The sequence below is a fragment of the Lewinella sp. genome (genome assembly GCF_050633125.1).
In the GTDB taxonomy this organism is placed as follows: Bacteria; Bacteroidota; Bacteroidia; order Chitinophagales; family Saprospiraceae; genus Lewinella.
In genome coordinates this window covers 15,339-31,467 of record NZ_JBOEFX010000053.1, presented here as the reverse complement: position 1 = coordinate 31,467, position 16,129 = coordinate 15,339, and the positions used below count along the sequence as shown (strand labels likewise).

Annotated in this window: 15 protein-coding genes and 2 tRNA genes; 8 read left to right on the top strand and 9 right to left on the bottom strand. The window is 43.6% G+C overall.

Going from position 1 to position 16,129, the window contains the following annotated elements:
- The 4 genes from ACRBG0_RS12750 to dnaA form a co-directional block, all read right to left on the bottom strand.
- The gene (locus ACRBG0_RS12750) at positions 1-1,644 is read right to left on the bottom strand and encodes an N-acyl-D-amino-acid deacylase family protein (RefSeq protein ID WP_431487256.1); all 1,644 of its coding nucleotides are present in this window, start codon (positions 1,642-1,644) and stop codon (positions 1-3) included.
- Positions 1,645-1,988: 344 nt separating this feature from the next.
- A tRNA-Pro gene (locus tag ACRBG0_RS12745) sits at positions 1,989-2,063 on the bottom strand.
- A 22-nt stretch (positions 2,064-2,085) separates the two neighbouring features.
- Positions 2,086-2,174: transfer RNA gene (locus ACRBG0_RS12740), tRNA-Ser, on the bottom strand.
- A 142-nt stretch (positions 2,175-2,316) separates the two neighbouring features.
- Positions 2,317-3,765: a chromosomal replication initiator protein DnaA gene (dnaA, locus tag ACRBG0_RS12735; RefSeq protein WP_431487255.1), complete on the bottom strand. Its 1,449-nt coding sequence runs from the start codon at positions 3,763-3,765 to the stop codon at positions 2,317-2,319.
- A gap of 397 nt (positions 3,766-4,162) precedes the next feature.
- Between dnaA and ACRBG0_RS12730 the strand changes: the two genes are divergently transcribed.
- Both ACRBG0_RS12730 and ACRBG0_RS12725 read left to right on the top strand, forming a co-directional pair.
- Positions 4,163-4,534, top strand: coding sequence for a cupin domain-containing protein (locus ACRBG0_RS12730; protein WP_431487254.1), 372 nt, complete (start codon positions 4,163-4,165; stop codon positions 4,532-4,534).
- 52 nt (positions 4,535-4,586) lie between these two features.
- The gene (locus ACRBG0_RS12725) at positions 4,587-5,159 is read left to right on the top strand and encodes a shikimate kinase (RefSeq protein WP_431487253.1); all 573 of its coding nucleotides are present in this window, start codon (positions 4,587-4,589) and stop codon (positions 5,157-5,159) included.
- A 74-nt stretch (positions 5,160-5,233) separates the two neighbouring features.
- Here ACRBG0_RS12725 and lysA read toward each other — a convergent pair whose 3' ends face one another.
- A complete protein-coding gene (gene lysA / locus ACRBG0_RS12720; protein WP_431487252.1) occupies positions 5,234-6,481 on the bottom strand; it encodes a diaminopimelate decarboxylase in 1,248 nt (415 codons plus the stop codon).
- Positions 6,482-6,718: 237 nt separating this feature from the next.
- On the opposite strand from lysA, the gene ACRBG0_RS12715 reads away from it, so the two are divergent.
- Together ACRBG0_RS12715 and ACRBG0_RS12710 are read left to right on the top strand one after the other, a co-directional pair.
- Positions 6,719-7,282, top strand: a complete 564-nt coding sequence (locus ACRBG0_RS12715) for an RNA polymerase sigma factor (RefSeq protein WP_431487251.1) — start codon at positions 6,719-6,721, stop codon at positions 7,280-7,282.
- Between the two features lie 35 nt (positions 7,283-7,317).
- A complete protein-coding gene (locus tag ACRBG0_RS12710) occupies positions 7,318-7,800 on the top strand; it encodes a hypothetical protein (protein WP_431487250.1) in 483 nt (160 codons plus the stop codon).
- A 153-nt stretch (positions 7,801-7,953) separates the two neighbouring features.
- Here ACRBG0_RS12710 and ACRBG0_RS12705 read toward each other — a convergent pair whose 3' ends face one another.
- From ACRBG0_RS12705 to ACRBG0_RS12690, 4 genes are all read right to left on the bottom strand, one after another.
- Positions 7,954-9,186 carry a hypothetical protein gene (locus tag ACRBG0_RS12705; protein WP_431487249.1) on the bottom strand — a complete coding sequence of 411 codons (1,233 nt, stop codon included), beginning with the start codon at positions 9,184-9,186 and terminating at the stop codon, positions 7,954-7,956.
- A gap of 184 nt (positions 9,187-9,370) precedes the next feature.
- Positions 9,371-9,976, bottom strand: coding sequence for an inorganic diphosphatase (locus ACRBG0_RS12700; protein ID WP_431487248.1), 606 nt, complete (start codon positions 9,974-9,976; stop codon positions 9,371-9,373).
- A 5-nt stretch (positions 9,977-9,981) separates the two neighbouring features.
- Complete coding sequence (rfbB, locus tag ACRBG0_RS12695; protein WP_431487247.1) at positions 9,982-11,028, bottom strand: dTDP-glucose 4,6-dehydratase; 1,047 nt, start codon at positions 11,026-11,028, stop codon at positions 9,982-9,984.
- Positions 11,029-11,035: 7 nt separating this feature from the next.
- Positions 11,036-11,974, bottom strand: coding sequence for a UDP-glucuronic acid decarboxylase family protein (locus ACRBG0_RS12690; protein ID WP_431487246.1), 939 nt, complete (start codon positions 11,972-11,974; stop codon positions 11,036-11,038).
- Between the two features lie 397 nt (positions 11,975-12,371).
- Here ACRBG0_RS12690 and ACRBG0_RS12685 point away from each other — a divergent pair, with 397 nt between their 5' ends.
- The 4 genes from ACRBG0_RS12685 to ACRBG0_RS12670 all read left to right on the top strand — a co-directional run bounded on the left by ACRBG0_RS12685 (position 12,372) and on the right by ACRBG0_RS12670 (position 16,057).
- The gene (locus ACRBG0_RS12685) at positions 12,372-13,154 is read left to right on the top strand and encodes a hypothetical protein (protein WP_431487245.1); all 783 of its coding nucleotides are present in this window, start codon (positions 12,372-12,374) and stop codon (positions 13,152-13,154) included.
- 3 nt (positions 13,155-13,157) lie between these two features.
- Positions 13,158-14,402 carry a 3-deoxy-D-manno-octulosonic acid transferase gene (locus tag ACRBG0_RS12680; RefSeq protein ID WP_431487244.1) on the top strand — a complete coding sequence of 415 codons (1,245 nt, stop codon included), beginning with the start codon at positions 13,158-13,160 and terminating at the stop codon, positions 14,400-14,402.
- Between the two features lie 139 nt (positions 14,403-14,541).
- Positions 14,542-14,970, top strand: a complete 429-nt coding sequence (locus ACRBG0_RS12675; RefSeq protein WP_431487243.1) for a doxx family protein — start codon at positions 14,542-14,544, stop codon at positions 14,968-14,970.
- 100 nt (positions 14,971-15,070) lie between these two features.
- Positions 15,071-16,057, top strand: a complete 987-nt coding sequence (locus ACRBG0_RS12670; protein WP_431487242.1) for a bifunctional heptose 7-phosphate kinase/heptose 1-phosphate adenyltransferase — start codon at positions 15,071-15,073, stop codon at positions 16,055-16,057.
- Positions 16,058-16,129 lie beyond the last annotated feature (72 nt).

Genomic DNA, 16,129 nt, shown 5'->3' with positions numbered 1-16,129 from the left:
TTAGTTGGTGCTTTTTCTTTTTAGATAACGCCCAGGGAAGGTTCCTGTTGCTTCTCCTTGGTGTAGAACTAGCTGACCGTTGACCCATACATTTTCTATACCTTCGGCGTATTGGTGCGGAGCTTCGAAGGTAGCTTTATCTTGTGTCTTTTCAGGATCAAAAAGGACTAGGTCTGCAAAGTAGCCGGGGAGGATTTTTCCTCTTCGATCCAGATGCAAATTTTCAGCGGGGAGAGCACTCAATCTACGAATACCTTCTTCTAGTGGGAACAGTCCTTCATCACGACTATACTTCCCTAATACCCGGATGAAAGAGCCATAGGCCCGTGGGTGAGTGCTGGATGCCAGAAAAATGCCTTCTGCCGCGTAGGAGCCAGCATCAGAGCAGAAGCTCATCCACGGCTGGACGATCTTTTTACGAATATTTTCCTCCGACATGGAGAAGTAGACCACCTGAATACGGCTCTGATCCTGAACCATTAAATCGATCATCGTTTCTTCCGCGCTTTTGCCCCACTCCTCTGCTACTTCGTTGAGACGCTTGCCTTGGTACTGCCGGAGATCAGGGTTTTTAAACCCTACCAGTAAGATATTTTGTGGAGGATGGAAGAAATGGATATCCTGTAACACCTTAGCCCGCTGTGCTGGGTCGGCAAGCCTTTCCAGGGCTGCATCCACACCACCTTCTCTGACCCATTCCGGTAGTTGGGTGTGCAATCCAGTGGAGCTGGCAGGATAGGTGTACATATCAGCGGTGATTTGGAGGCCTTCCTCGCGAGCGGCTTCTATCATCAGAAAAACACTGTCAAGTTTGTGCCAATTGTGTTGCCCAGACGCTTTGAGGTGATAGATTTCTGCGGGGATATTGGCCTCACGGGCAATAGTGATGAGTTCTTCTACGGATTCCAGTAATTGGTCTCCTTCGTCGCGAATATGGGAGATGTAAATGCCGCCGTATTCGGCAGCCACCTTCGCCAATTCGATGAGTTCCTGGGTATCTGCATACCGGCTGGGGGCATAGAGTAGGGAAGAAGATAAGCCCACGGCTCCTTCTTTCATGGCTGTTGCCAAAAGCTTTTTCATGGCTTCCATTTCTGCTGGACTTGCAGGCCGGTTTTCATAGCCAATGACGTGTTGGCGAAGGGTGCCATTACCTACGAAGGAAGTGATGTTGGTAGAAACACCTTTGCGCTCCATGAATTGTAAGTATTCACCCAATGTGGTCCAGTTGATGTCGTATTTGATGTCGCTCTGATCAGCTTTCATTTCCGCTTTCATGTCATCATTCAAAGGCCCCATTGAGCGGCCTTCTCCCATTACTTCTAGCGTGACGCCCTGCTTGAGGTCACTTAGAGAGCGACCATCCTCTATGAGCGAGACATTGGCCCAACTGAGCACATTGATGAAACCAGGGGCAAGCGCTTTGCCTTGAGCATCCAGGATATTTTCGGCAGTACCTTCAATGTCACCCAAGGCAGCAATGGTATCACCTTTTATAGCGATGGACCCTAGGTAAGGTGTTTCGCCAGAGCCATCATAAATCATAGCATTGGTGATGAGCGTATCGTAAGAAGGAGTGGGGGCAGAGCAGCTGGCTAACAGTAGCAAACTAAGCAGCAGTAGGAGATTTTCTTTTGTTACCATTCTGAGCAGGGTTTAGAAACAAGATAAGGAAAGTTCACCATTGTTTCTCTCTACCGTTACGGCGGTATGGTAGCCGGTGCCCGGAAATAAGTCTTGGTTAAATCAATTTGGATTTTTCAGAAGGCCGGAAAATAAGGGGGGATAAACTGTTGACCTTTTGTCGAGGTGGCAGGATTACTCCACTATGTTCTGTGTACTTCGTGCTCGAACCTGTGGCCCTCCCGCTTTTTAAGCGAGATGCGCTAACCGGACAGCGCCACACCCCTGGAAAATTAAGTTGAATAAATTTATAAGAAAGCTTGAAAAAGAAAAAGGCCAACAGTATGATAACTGTTGACCTTTTGTCGGGGTGGCAGGATTCGAACCTGCGGCCCCCTGCTCCCAAAGCAGGTGCGCTAACCGGACTGCGCCACACCCCGAATAATTCGGATAAGACTTGAGCGGAGACGGCGGGATTCGAACCCGCGGTACCCCGTTAAAGGTACGTCGATTTAGCAAACCGGTGGTTTCAGCCACTCACCCACGTCTCCAAAGTATATATAACTTCATGCCCTTCTTTCAAGAGCGATGCAAAGGTATATAACCGACTCTTATTAGACAAGCATTTTTGTAAAAAAAATAACTTTTTTCAGAGGGTTTAACCTAAGTGCTTGATATTTAGTTCCCAAGAAATTAATTACTCAGGGACATTTTTATCTTTCGCTGTAAATCAGAGACGGTGTCTTTGAATATAGCGTCTGTTTCCATCAAATCCTGTACGGTTTTGCAAGAATAGATCACTGTGCTGTGATCACGTCCCCCAAAATTGGCACCAATAGCCTTGAGCGACTGGTCGGTCAATTGCTTGGCAAGATACATGGACAACTGGCGAGCGATCACAACTTGCCGTTTGCGGGTTTTCCCTTGAAGGATTTCCACCGGCAGCTCAAAATGACCAGCAACCAACTCTTGGATATACTCTACCGTAATTTCCCGGTTGATTTCACTGACAAAGTTCTTGATCACTTCTTTGGCTAAAGGAACATCAATTTCTCTTTGGTTAAGAGAAGATCGCGCGATGAGAGAAATCAAGGCACCTTCCAGCTCCCTAATGTTATTCTTAATATGGTAGCAGATGAATTCCGTTACGTTTTGTGGAATATCAACGCCTTCATAATTTGATTTAGATAATAAAATAGCCATCCGAGTCTCCAAATCAGGCGCTTGGAGATCGGCTGTGAGGCCCCACTTAAAGCGGGAGATTAGGCGTTCCTCGATGCCGTTCATGTCTTTCGGAGGGCGGTCGGAGGTAAGGATGATTTGTTTACCGTTTTGGTGCAGCTGGTTGAAGATGTTGAAGAAAATCTCCTGCATCTTATGCTTATTAGCCAAAAACTGGATATCATCAACAATCAGTACGTCTACAAACTGATAGAAGTTAATCAGGTCGTTGACTGCATTGTTTTTAATGGACTGAATAATCTGTTGGGTAAACTTATCCGTAGCAACATACAAAACGGATTTACCTTCATGGAGTTCTAGCACCCGGTGACCAATAGCCTGAGCCAAATGGGTTTTACCCAAACCAACATCGCCATAAATAATCAAGGGGTTAAAAGAGTTCTTACCTGGGCGATCAGCAATAGCCAGCCCTGCAGATCGTGCCAATTGGTTACAATCCCCTTCAATGAAAGTATTGAAAGTGTATTTGTCGTTAAGCTGAGGATCAATTTTAGGTTTCTTGATCCCTGGAATAATGAAAGGGTTTTTGATGTTGCCGGTGTCTACTTGACCAGGGGCATAACCCTGACGAGGTGGCTCTTGCTGTGGACTTCTGGCAACGGTGCCCGTTTGTTCCTGTCGGTTTATTCTGCCCTTGGCTTCCCGGCTACCGTTTACGATTTGATAGAGCAGTTGGGCGTTCTCCCCAAGTTCTTTGCGAATCGTCATTTTCAATAAGCCCACATAATGCTCCTCCAGCCACTCGTAGAAAAAACGATTGGGAACTTGAATGGTAAGTGAAGTCTCACGAAGGTTGACAGGACGTATCGGTTCGAACCAGGTTTTGAAACTCTGATTGTTAACGTGCTGCCGAATCGTAAAGAGACACTTATCCCATACGGAGGAGTAGTCCATTTGCATAATACTCAATAGTTAATAGCCGTTTAGGCAATTAAAAAATACTGTGGCCTGCTGGAGGTAAAAAACTGAGTATCAGTAAGTTGTAAGTAGAGTCAAGACCGGTCTCCTGAAGTGAGCCGATGCTTGTGAGTTGTGTGTAAGAGTGGTATCTTTCTCTTTGCTCCTACCTTAGGAGGACTACAAAAGTGAGGTTTTTTTTCTAAAGCCCGAAACCCTTTTTGAATGTTTTTTATAATTTTTTTTCAATCATGCGTAAACACTGGGTTTAAGCAGGGAAAAGAATGTTCGTGTATAAAATACACTATTTTGAGTGCACTCAAAAAGCTTGCAATTTTTAGTAGAAAAACGTAGATTAACAAACAAAAAATGCGCTGTTTTTTTTTAAAAAAAATGACTAATGTCCAAACCATACACCCTCCAAAGCTCTCCCTTCATTGTTCCCACAACCGATGGGAAATTGATCGAAGAACATTTTGGATTAGCCTCTACAGGGGAATCACACCTGAGTATAGCTCACATGGTTGCACCACCCGGGTGGAGTGAGCCTTTTCAGACACCTGAGTTTGATGAATACACTTATGTCATTCGTGGGAAAAAGCAATTCAATATAGCCGGAGAAATAGTGATTCTTGAGGCGGGGCAGTCCATTAAGATCAACAAGAACACCCGTATCCAATATGCCAATCCTTTCGAGGAGGCGTGCGAATATCTTGCCATTTGTATACCAGCCTTCGCTCCGGGAACGGTCCACAGGGAAGAGGCGGAGTGAGTAAGGAACTATTGTAGAACAACCATGTGTTGATTCCTGAAAAGAAGCCAATATGAACCTAATTCTATTAACTGGCCCTCCGGCAGTAGGAAAGATGACGGTAGGGCAGGAGCTGTCTAAACAGCTGGGCTACCCGCTTTTTCATAACCATCATTCTATTGAATTGACCCTAGATATGTTTCGTTGGGGGACACCGGAGTTTAAAGCAATCAACTCAGGAATTAGGCAGCTGGTATTTGATACGGCTGCCAAGAGTGAAAACTTGGACGGTTTTATTTTTACAATAGTAGTCGCCTATGATTTGCTAAGAGACGTTGAAGAGGTAGGGAAAGTCCTTGATACCTTTTCTGAACATGGTTGGGAACTCCACTTGGTGGATTTGTATGCTCCATTGAAAGTACGCCTAAATCGAAACCCTACGGCTAACCGTTTGAAACACAAGCCAAGTAAACGGGACTTAGAGTTTTCCGAGGAGAATTTGCTGAAGATGGAAGAAAAATACCAGATGTCAGCCGAAGAAAACCCGTTTCCTAATGCTCATTATTTGAAAATAGATAATTCTTTACTGTCTCCTCCGGAGGTTGTGGAAAAGATTGTTTCTGAATTTGGATTAAAAAAGGCCTGACCACAATAGCAGCCAGACCTGTTTATTTTGTTGACAATTTTTTCAAGCGCTTAATTTGACCGAAAGGAGGTCTTTTAAATCGCCTCTACCGCGGCAAACACATCGACCTGATTGCGGCGGATATCTTCCATTGTTTCTCGTTTGCGAACCAAATAAGCCTTGCCTTCGTGTACCAAAATTTCGGCTGGACGATAACGACTGTTGTAATTTGACGCCATGGAGAAACAGTATGCTCCTGCATTGTGCAGACAAATGACATCGCCTTCCCGTACTTCACTAAGTTGGCGGTTGGCACCAAAAGTATCTGTTTCACAGATGTAACCTACTACGGTATAGATACGCTTCTTCCCTTCGGGGTTACTCAGGTTGGTTATGTGATGGTAGGCATCGTACATCATGGGACGAATCAGGTGGTTTAACCCGGAGTCAACACCTACAAAGGCAGTCGCTGGAGTCGTTTTTACAACATTGCACCTCGCAAGGAAATAGCCAGATTCACTGACAAGAAATTTTCCAGGTTCGAACATCAGCATCAGTTCTCTGCCATAGTTGGAACAAAATTCGTTGAATCGCTCGCTGAGCTGCTCACCAAAATCTTCAATGTCGGTAGCAATACCACCGGGCTTGTAGGGAACCCGGAACCCACTGCCAAAGTCTACGTAGTCTAAATCAGGGAACTCTTTTGCACAGTTAAGCAAAATCTCAGCTGCTTGTAAAAAAGACGCTGCATTTAAGATATCCGATCCTGTGTGCATATGGATACCTTCGACCTTGAGCTTAAGGGTAGAAACGACCTTTAAAACATGAGGTAACTGGTGGATTGAGATTCCAAATTTAGAGTCAATATGTCCAACGGAAATCTTAGAATTCCCGCCAGCCATGATGTGTGGGTTGATTCGGATACAAACGGGAACATCTGGAAACTGGTGGCCAAATTGTTCCAGGATTGAAATATTATCGATATTGATTCTTACGCCCAAGCCTACAGCTTCTGCAATCTCTTCCAAAGACACGCAATTGGGCGTATAGATAATATCTTCTGACTTAAAGCCGGCCTGCAAACCTAGTTCTACTTCTTGGACAGAAACAGTATCAAGGCCACTTCCCCAGCCTTGCAAAAGTCGCATAATACTCAGATTAGTATTGGCTTTACAAGCGTAATTGATCTTTAACCGTTTTACTTCAAAGGCTTTAGTGATGCGATCATACTGGCGTTTAATGACTGAACTGTCATAAATATAAAGAGGACAGCCATATTCTGTGGCCAATGCTAGTGGATCAATGCCCGACGGCAGGAGGTAACGGTTATCTTCCTGGATCATTTTTAGTATTTTGAGAAAAATAAAGCTGCAAAAATAGGTTTTCCATCAGTCAAAGGCTAGTTTTTTTAGGACAACCCTCTTCGGAAAACCGATTTCTAAGCCAATATTATCTTGATATTTATATCAAAACCACAGACTTTAGCATAAAAATTGTCAAAGAATCACTTTATTCGGAAAACAAAACACCATTCATTGAAAATGTTGCATCTTGTTTTCGGAAATTAATCACACTACCAGGTGACAGAACAAGAACTCATATCAGCTTGTCAAAAGCAAGACCCTCTGGCACAACGTCGTTTGTACGAAACTTTTTCGCCGAAAATGTTGGGGGTTTGTCGCAGGTATCTATCCCGTGCGGAAGATGCGGAAGATGTGCTGGTAGAAGGTTTCTGTAAGGTATTCCAAAATCTGGAACAGTATACCGGAAAAGGTAGCTTTGAAGGTTGGGTCAGGAGGATTATGGTCAATGAATCTTTGATGTTTTTACGTAAGAAACACGCTTTACGCAATGCATATGAAATCAAAGAATATTTTGACCTTAGATCTGATCAGAACGTAGTAGCGGAGTTGGCAGCCCAGGATATTTTATACTTGCTAGACCAGTTGCCTACAGGTTACCGTACCGTTTTCAACCTGTATGTGATAGAAGGATTTAAGCACCGTGAGATTGCCGAAGAACTGGGGATTAGTATCAATACATCCAAATCACAGTTGATTTTAGCGAAGAAACGTTTACAAGAATCATTACTGAATGTCAATTACCCCGGCGTACGCGATCGTATGAAAGATACCGCTGGATAAGATTGTCAGAACAGCACTTTATAAACAACAACACCATGGCAAAGAAGGATATCTTTGACCTCTTTAGGGAAAAATCAGATGAATTAGAACAGTCACCTTCGCCAGAGGCTTGGGCCCGCATCGAAGGTAGGATTGCTTCTAAGCGACCAACTGTTGCCCATCCGCGCGGAGTTCGACAATTGGTTCGGCCACTTAGTATTGCTGCTGGATTGGCGCTATTGCTAGGGTTGTCGGTAGTATTCATGTGGCTGTCAGAGCAGGGGCAGCCCAGCGTGTTGGCACAACAGCAAATACCGCTTGAACTGGAAGAACTACAAATCATTATAGATGATCAATCATCAAGTGCTATAGAAAAAACGCCCAGCCATTTAGATATTACTCCAACCAAGCCGATCGTAGAAGGTACTGCCAATCAAAAATTGGTAGCAAAAAAGGAAAGCTTCCGTGATGGCGGCAGCAGCCCAGTGTCTCATCCTGATTCTACGGAGAACGAAAATAATAGAAGAACTGGAAGGTAGTAAGTTGAGGGAATGTAGATGGAAGTAATAGCCAGGATTCAATAACAACGATTAGATAGTCAACTTGTCAGTTCGCGTAAATGTATAAACGTATTTATACAAATGGGCCCCTCAATGTGCAACAGAGGGTGGGCTGATGTTCTTCTTTACAGCTTAATCTTTAAATGGGTGCCTGGGCTCCCACTCAGGGAGTGGAGCAATAAATTTAGCAACAATAGGCACCAGCGGATTAACCAGGGTATACCGCGCCCGCATCCAGCAATACAAATCTTCCGCCACCGCGCCAACCGAGCTTTTTATCTCTAGTGCGGTACGAGAGAAAATCAATTCCTTGCTTCCTGCTATAATTGCCTCTTGTACCAAATCATAAAGCATGTTGAGGTACAACTGATGGCTCCGGTTATAATCAGCTTCGAAGCCTAAGAAGTGAGCTTCCAACTCTTTGCCGTTGTAAACAGCCGTTGAAAATCCGATGAATTCTTCCCCCAGAAAATAACCCCAGACTTTAAATTTGTCAGGAAACTGTTCTTGCCAACTGGTGAAGTAATGAGGAGGAAGAACAACAGCATTGAAATCCGACTGTTCTGCAATAATGCAATACATTCGATGCATTTCTGCTTGTCTTTCTTTGATTTCCTCCAGGCTAAGTTTTCTTCTAATCAACTCATCACCTTTCTTTCTGGCACGACGTGCTCGTACCCGGTATTTAGAGCTCATAGCATCCAGGTAATCGTTGAATTTAGACCAATTTGGGTCTAAATGTAGTACCATGTTGGGTTGTACCGGTAATGGATGATAAGCATGAGCTTCAGGATGTTGATCCAGGGGCAAATCTTTGATCATGATCCCATGGATATGCTCGGGCCAAATACGGGCAATGGCTTCACTACCTTCTGCAAGTAGCGTTGTCAGTTCGCTCGTTGATAGTTCGTAATCACCCCGTATACCATGATTTCCTGTAAGTAACAATTGTCCGAGGGAAAGAATACGGAACCGTAGCGTTTTAGCTAGAACATCTTTGGCGCGTTTCGCAAGGCGCTGAAATCGACCGTATTGATCATTTTGGTCAAGCTTGCCCATTTGTTCTTCCGGATTGAAGGAGAACGATTGAAGAACCAGACCAAAACAATTGTGGTTTGGATGTTCAAAAATAGCAAAGCCTGTAGTTACTCCTTTAAGATCAATTTCGTCTATCAGACTAAAAAAATCTCCAGATAGGAAAAAATCATCCGAGCCGGAAAGCTGTTCCCAGTAAGTCTTTCCTTCTGTAAGTGAAGTGAAAGTATTTATCTGCCAGCCGGAAGGAAGCGTGATGATATCCAAGGAATTATTGAGTAAGGAAAAAGAATTCGAAACAGGGGATAGAACAGCTTTATGTTTTCGCATAAGCGGGCAATCTGGTCGTTTCTGCTCCTTTACGGGTGTTTCTGTCATGGTAGAGTCAAATCAATCGTATACAGTAACGATATAGAAGGGAGTATGGTTGAAATCCCTTTTACATTGTCATTACTTTATTGATGTAGATGGCCAACCAGTTGCGATCAGTTAATAAAAATAATATAATAAACGCTTATTCTTTTTCCCACTTTTTAACTTCCTGTATTGCGTATTGTTCGTCTTCCCAACGCACAATTTCTACCCCTTCAGCTCCTTTGTAATTTTGAAACCAGTCTTCAATAATTCTACGGGCAGCATCGTAGCGCAAAGCAAATGTCATAAAATCGTCCGCTTTGATGACTTGCTGTTGAGGATCAGCAGGAATGGCGATAATTTTGGTATCTATTTCCTGACGATCACGAAGCATCAATGCACCGATGGGGATTACCTCCATGATAGTTCCTGTTGGAACGGATTCACCAAGGACCAGAATATCCAAAGCATCTCCGTCGCCCCCTCGTTCTTTGTCCATTAGGGTATTGGGGATAAAGCCATAGTTACCTGGGTAGGGGAGGAAATTGATGACCCGGTCTTTGCCCTCCAATTGATCATTAAGAAACTGCTTACTGGCGTAATCGTATTCAATTTTATGATTAGTACCGGCAGGAATTTCAATGACAGCTTGATGGTACTCGCCTTTTGTGGCAGCTACCGTGGTTGGGTCAGGAGTTGATGATTGCCTGCATGAAAAAGAAACTAAAAAAAGAAGGGCAAACAACCCGGTGGTATGAATTCTCATAGAGGCTATTGGTATTGTTGGGCATAATATTCCCGGTAAGCACCTGAGGTAACTCTTTCCAGCCACTCGGTATTATTTAGGTACCACTTGGCCGTTCGTTGCAGGCCTTCTTCTACACCAATAGTCGGTTCCCAACCAAGTTCTGCTTTGATTTTTGATGCATCAATAGCGTATCGCTGATCATGGCCGGGGCGGTCTTTTACGAAAGTAATTAGCTTGCGTGAACTGCCTGGAGCACGGCCAAGAAGGTCATCAACAACATCACACAATTGGTGTACTAAACCAAGGTTAGAACACTCATTGTTACCTCCGATATTATAAGTTTCTCCTTCTCTTCCTTCCCGGAAAATGAGGTCAATAGCTGCAGCATGGTCTTCTACCCAGAGCCAATCACGAACATTGGAGCCATCACCGTAGACTGGTAGTGGCTTCTCGTGACGGATGTTATTGATCATCAACGGCAGGAGTTTTTCAGGAAACTGGTAAGGGCCATAATTATTTGAACAATTTGAAATCACTACCGGTAAGCCATAGGTGTGTTGCCAGGCTCGTACAAAGTGATCAGAGCTAGCTTTGGAGGCGGAATAGGGCGAGCGAGGATCATAGGCGGTTTCTTCTGTAAATAGGCCTTCGGCCCCTAAGGAACCATAGACTTCATCTGTAGAAACGTGGTAAAAACGTTTTCCGGAATAATCACTTTGCCAACTGTTTTTAGCAGCATTTAGCAAGTTTACCGTACCCACCACATTGGTCATGATAAAAGCCATGGGATTGGCTATTGAACGATCAACATGAGACTCTGCGGCCAAGTGGATCACGCCGGTAAATTGATGCTCTGCAAAGAGTTGCTCAAGAAAAGCAAAGTCAGTAATGTCACCTTTGACGAAACGATAGTTGGGAGCATCTTCAATGGCTTTCAGGTTCTCTGGGTTGCCTGCATAAGTCAAGGCATCAAGATTCACAAACTGCTCTCCGGGGTACTTGTTGACGAGCAGGTGAATTAAATGAGAGCCAATGAATCCGGCTCCACCGGTTATTAAAGTCTTTGCCATAAATAAATTACTTAACGACGGTTTTAAAGTATTCGAATGTCCGCTTTAGCCCTTCTTCCCGATCAACCGTCGGTTCCCAACCAAGGATCTCTCTTGCTTTGGTGATATCCGGCTGTCGGATTTTAGGGTCATCTACCGGTAAATCATGGTGAATGATATGGGCTGCTGGGTTGTTCACTAAGGCTAAGACCTCCTTTGCGAAGTCCATGATAGTGATTTCATCGGGATTGCCGATATTAACGGGTAGGTGGTAATCACTTAAAAGTAAGCGATAGATACCTTCTACTAAATCATCAACGTAGCAAAAGGAACGGGATTGTGAACCATCACCGAAAATGGTCAGCCCTTCTCCGCGAATAGCTTGGGAGAAAAAGGCAGGAAGTACACGGCCATCATCGGTGCGCATACGTGATCCATAGGTATTGAAAATGCGAATAATTCGAGTTTCCAAACCGTGATAATTGTGATAAGCCATGGTAATGGCCTCTAAGAATCGTTTTGCTTCATCATATACACCACGCGGGCCAACAGGGTTGACATTGCCCCAGTACTCCTCTGGTTGTGGATGAATAAGTGGATCGCCATAGACCTCGGAGGTAGATGCAACAAGGATACGTGCCTTCTTCTCTTTGGCCAAGCCCAATAAGTTATGTGTACCAAGGGCACCAACCTTTAGGGTTTGAATAGGCATCTTTAGATAGTCGATGGGACTGGCAGGAGAAGCGAAGTGAAGGATGTAGTCTAGTGGCCCTGCAACATGGACAAAATTGGAAACATCATTATGGTAGTACTCAAATTCCGGGAGAGGAAATAGGTGGGCGATATTATCCTTACTGCCAGTCAGTAAATTGTCCATAGCAATAACCTGATATCCCTCTTTGATAAAGCGGTCACAAAGGTGAGAACCTAAAAAACCAGCTCCACCGGTGATAAGAATTCTTGGCATAATGATATTGAGTATTTATTCAATGTTTTAAGATGACCCATTCTGAAATATGGTATAAGACCATTTCTTTCGGCAGCAAAGATAGAAGAATCCGTTGCAGCCCGAAAAGGATTTCTTGTTAAGAGCATGTTTGGGACTTGCTAAGCCTGAAAACCAATACTTCAGAAACCTGTCGTCGCTCAAAACAGCTTACTTGACCTGCCAAGCGTTCGATTTTGAACTTAGTCAGAACTCTAAATTGTTGATTTTCAAATCAAATTCGTCCCCAATAAGCTCTGAGTTTTAATGAAAAGATACTGTAATCAATTCGTAATGTATAGAACAAGTAGAAGCGTTATTTTTTAACCTTTACCAAGTCTTAAAAAGCCTCCTATCTTTGCGATCAAATTTTTAAGAGATGAAAAATTATTTTCCGCTAAAAGCTATAGCCTGTAAAACAGTTAGCATAATGCTGGTGCTAATTATGCTTCAAACGGGCCTTCAGGGGCAGGGTTGGGGGAAAACCAATTCAGGGAAAGCCCTTTTACTCAATTTTGGCTACGCTCCAGAGGTGCCACTCGGTGATTTGGATGAACGCTTCGGACTGGGTTTTGCTCCAGAGATATCCTTGGACTTTATTACAGAAAGCAACTGGATCATAGGCATACAGGGAATGTATCTTTTTGGTAGTAATGTAGAAGAAGATGTACTGGCAGGCCTCCGGACCGAGTCAGGTGTTATTATCGGGAATGATCGATCGCCGGCTGATATTCAACTGCGTCAGCGTGGGAGCTACTTTGGCTTGCGAGCCGGTAGGCTTATCAGTCTCTTTGAGGATAATCCTCGTTCTGGTATTCGTCTTAATTTGGGCGCGGGTCTACTTCAACATCGCATCCGTATCCAGGAAGACCCCTTTCGCGCGGTGCCACAGCTGGAAGGAGAGTACTTGAAAGGCTACGATCGCCTGACCAATGGTCTGGCTTTGCATCAATTTGTAGGGTATCAGGTGATTGGAAAAAATACAGGGATTAACATTACAGCCGGTTTTGAATTTTATGAAGGATTTACCCAAAGTCGTCGCTCTTTTGATTTCAGTTCAAGGGTTGCTGACACGGAAAAACGGTTGGATATTTTAGCTGGCTTCCGTTTTAGTTTTACACTGCCTTTTTATCTGGGAAATGCAGAAGAAGTTTATTATTAAACAATGGTTGCATTAATTTACCGACTAGCAATAAGCTTATACCATACTGCAATCCATCTAGCTTCCTGGTTCAGACCAAAGGCAAAAGCCTGGGTAGAGGGTAGGAAAGATTGGCTGCAAAAATTACGGTCGTGGAGAAGCACGCTTCCTGCTGAAGTCAAGGTGCTTTGGATGCATTGCGCTAGTTTAGGTGAATTTGAACAAGGGCGCCCCGTATTGGAGCTTGTTCGTGAGAAATACCCGGATTTTCAGATTGTATTAAGTTTTTATTCGCCTTCTGGTTACGAGCAACAATCTGATTACCCTCATGCTGATTATGTGACCTACCTACCTGCTGATAGCCCTAGTAATGCGCAGCAGTGGTTAGAAATATTAAGTCCAACTATTGTCGTTTTTGTGAAATACGAATTTTGGGCTTACCACCTAAAAGCCCTTTTTGCTGCAAATATTCCGGTCTTCCTTATTGCGGGCAGCTTTCGCCCTGGGCAGCTTTTCTTTAAATGGTATGGCAGTTATTTTTTAGGACTGTTGCAAGGGTTTCAACACCTTTTTGTACAAAATCAAACGGATAAAGATTTACTGCTTGATCATGGTATTTCTGGTGTTACGGTCGCTGGTGATCCTCGTGTGGATCGGGTGTTGTCGATCGCACAGCAGGATATTGATTTTCCACTGGTGGCTGCCTTTAAAGGGCAAGATCGTCTATTTATAGGTGGCAGCACCTGGCCTGCTGGCGAGCAAATTTTACTGACGCAGCAAACTTATTGGGAAAAAGAGTGGAAACTATTATTAGCCCCGCATGATATTAGCGAGGCGCATTTGAAAAGTATTGAAGCTCAGTTGAAAGTCCCGTTTTGTCGTTACTCTCAATTAAAAAATACAGATAATTTAGTCTCCTTCCGGGTGCTGATTTTGGATACCATCGGTATGCTTTCGCGTGTGTACCATTACGGTGAACTGGCTTATATTGGTGGAGGATTTGGCAAAAGTATTCACAATACCTTGGAGCCAGCAGCACATGGCCTACCTGTCCTCTTTGGTCCAAATCATCAAAAATTCCAAGAGGCATTAACCTTGAAAAGCCAAGGTGGAGCTTTTGAAATTACGGATTTTAAGGATTTTGAACGTTATTTCAATGATTTTCAGAATGGAAAAACATTGGCCAAAGCACAGGAAGCAATAGGCGACTACCTAGCGGCCAATCAAGGGGCTGCTGTAAGGATTGTCGAGGCCTTGCCTTTGGGGTAAATGGAGAAACGCAGTCAGCCAGAAGTGTGTTTAGGATTTATCCCGAAACCGTTCCAGACATGCTCTAATTGTCCAGGAACTCTCGTATTTTGGGCTTTTTAGGCTATAGGTTGTAATCGTTTCAAATAGACTAGACTAAATGAATCTAAAACTTAATTTTTCGAGAAGCTATATTTTAGCCTTGAGCATAGGGATAATATACCTTTGGTTTGGAACATTGAAATACTTTCCAAATCAAAGTCCAGCAGAAGATTTAGCTAAAGACACCATAACCATATTGACTTTTAATATTATACCTGCAAACGTTTCCATAATACTACTTGCGATTTGGGAGTCATTAGTAGGGATATTATTAATTACAAATATTTATAGGCGAGTTGCTGTTTTACTTGCATTAGTGCACATGGCATTTACCTTTACACCTTTATTTGTTTTGCCAGAACAAGTGTTTGTCAACATACCTTTTCAGCTGACCCTGCTGGGGCAATACATAATTAAGAATTTAGTTATTATCGCTGCATTATTAAGTTTATATAATCTACCTAGAGCTGAACCTGAGCTGCTCTAAACTTAGGAGAGATCATCGAATTGTAAGGTGTCCAGGAAAAGGATTGCGTTCATCGGCATCGTTTTCGTATTTTTGCGACTCCTGATCAGACCACTAACCAATGAATTCAGTTGATTTTTTAGGACAGTTCTCCCAACTTAATATTGTCGTTATTGGCGATGTGATGATCGACCGCTACCTCAGCGGTAAAGTTGATCGCATCTCGCCAGAGGCACCAGTGCCGGTTGTACACTTGCGTTCAGAGGATAATCGACTGGGAGGAGCGGCCAATGTCGCGCTGAATATCGAAGCTATGGGTGCTACTCCATATTTATTTAGCGTAATTGGAGCGGATGATAATGGTAAGTTGTTGCAGCAGCTTCTACCAGCGGCGAACATTTCTGCGGAACATCTTCTGGAGCATTCTGATCGAATTACTACGGTGAAAACCAGGGTGCTGGCCCAAAATCAACACCTGTTACGTGTTGATCGAGAAGATACTAGTCCAATTAAAGAACCAATTGTCGAGCAATTGATGGAGCGACTGAAAAAAAAGCTCGACGAAGAAGAAATCCATCTTATCCTCTTTCAGGATTACAATAAAGGGGTGCTAACCCCAGGTTTGATTCAGCAAGTTATGCAGCAAGCACTACGTAGAGGTATCCCCACGGCAGTGGATCCTAAGTATGACAATTTCTGGGCTTATCAAGACGTAACGTTGTTTAAACCTAATCTTCGGGAAATCCAACAACAAATAGACCCTCATTTAGAGGTGAATTTGTCAAGTTTGAAAGAAGCAGCGGCAGCGGTGAATAAGCGGTTGGGCAATGCTTACACGATGATTACCTTATCAGAGAAAGGAGTATTCGTCGCAGGAAATGAATTGAGTGAGATTATCCCTACTTACGAACGTACTATTGCTGATGTTTGCGGGGCCGGAGATACGGTAATAAGTATAATGGCCCTTGGTTTGGCTGCCAAAATGGAATTGTCAATGATTGCTCGTTTAGCCAATTTAGCTGGTGGGCAGGTTTGTGAAAAAGTAGGGGTAGTGCCCGTTGATAAGCATCAATTAGCCAAAGAGTACGCTGCTTTAGGTTCGGATTGATTAAGCTTATGCAAAACAGGCGACGATAATCAGTTGAATGTAGCCACAAAGTAGTTAGCTTGGCAATAAACC

Coding starts and splice junctions, on each gene's coding strand:
- ACRBG0_RS12750 (WP_431487256.1), bottom strand. CDS start 1,644: ATGGTAACAAAAGAAAATCTCCTACTGCTGCTTAGTTTGCTACTGTTA.
- dnaA (WP_431487255.1), bottom strand. CDS start 3,765: ATGCAAATGGACTACTCCTCCGTATGGGATAAGTGTCTCTTTACGATT.
- ACRBG0_RS12730 (WP_431487254.1), top strand. CDS start 4,163: ATGTCCAAACCATACACCCTCCAAAGCTCTCCCTTCATTGTTCCCACA.
- ACRBG0_RS12725 (WP_431487253.1), top strand. CDS start 4,587: ATGAACCTAATTCTATTAACTGGCCCTCCGGCAGTAGGAAAGATGACG.
- lysA (WP_431487252.1), bottom strand. CDS start 6,481: ATGATCCAGGAAGATAACCGTTACCTCCTGCCGTCGGGCATTGATCCA.
- ACRBG0_RS12710 (WP_431487250.1), top strand. CDS start 7,318: ATGGCAAAGAAGGATATCTTTGACCTCTTTAGGGAAAAATCAGATGAA.
- ACRBG0_RS12705 (WP_431487249.1), bottom strand. CDS start 9,186: ATGCGAAAACATAAAGCTGTTCTATCCCCTGTTTCGAATTCTTTTTCC.
- ACRBG0_RS12700 (WP_431487248.1), bottom strand. CDS start 9,976: ATGAGAATTCATACCACCGGGTTGTTTGCCCTTCTTTTTTTAGTTTCT.
- rfbB (WP_431487247.1), bottom strand. CDS start 11,028: ATGGCAAAGACTTTAATAACCGGTGGAGCCGGATTCATTGGCTCTCAT.
- ACRBG0_RS12690 (WP_431487246.1), bottom strand. CDS start 11,974: ATGCCAAGAATTCTTATCACCGGTGGAGCTGGTTTTTTAGGTTCTCAC.
- ACRBG0_RS12685 (WP_431487245.1), top strand. CDS start 12,372: ATGAAAAATTATTTTCCGCTAAAAGCTATAGCCTGTAAAACAGTTAGC.
- ACRBG0_RS12680 (WP_431487244.1), top strand. CDS start 13,158: ATGGTTGCATTAATTTACCGACTAGCAATAAGCTTATACCATACTGCA.
- ACRBG0_RS12675 (WP_431487243.1), top strand. CDS start 14,542: ATGAATCTAAAACTTAATTTTTCGAGAAGCTATATTTTAGCCTTGAGC.
- ACRBG0_RS12670 (WP_431487242.1), top strand. CDS start 15,071: ATGAATTCAGTTGATTTTTTAGGACAGTTCTCCCAACTTAATATTGTC.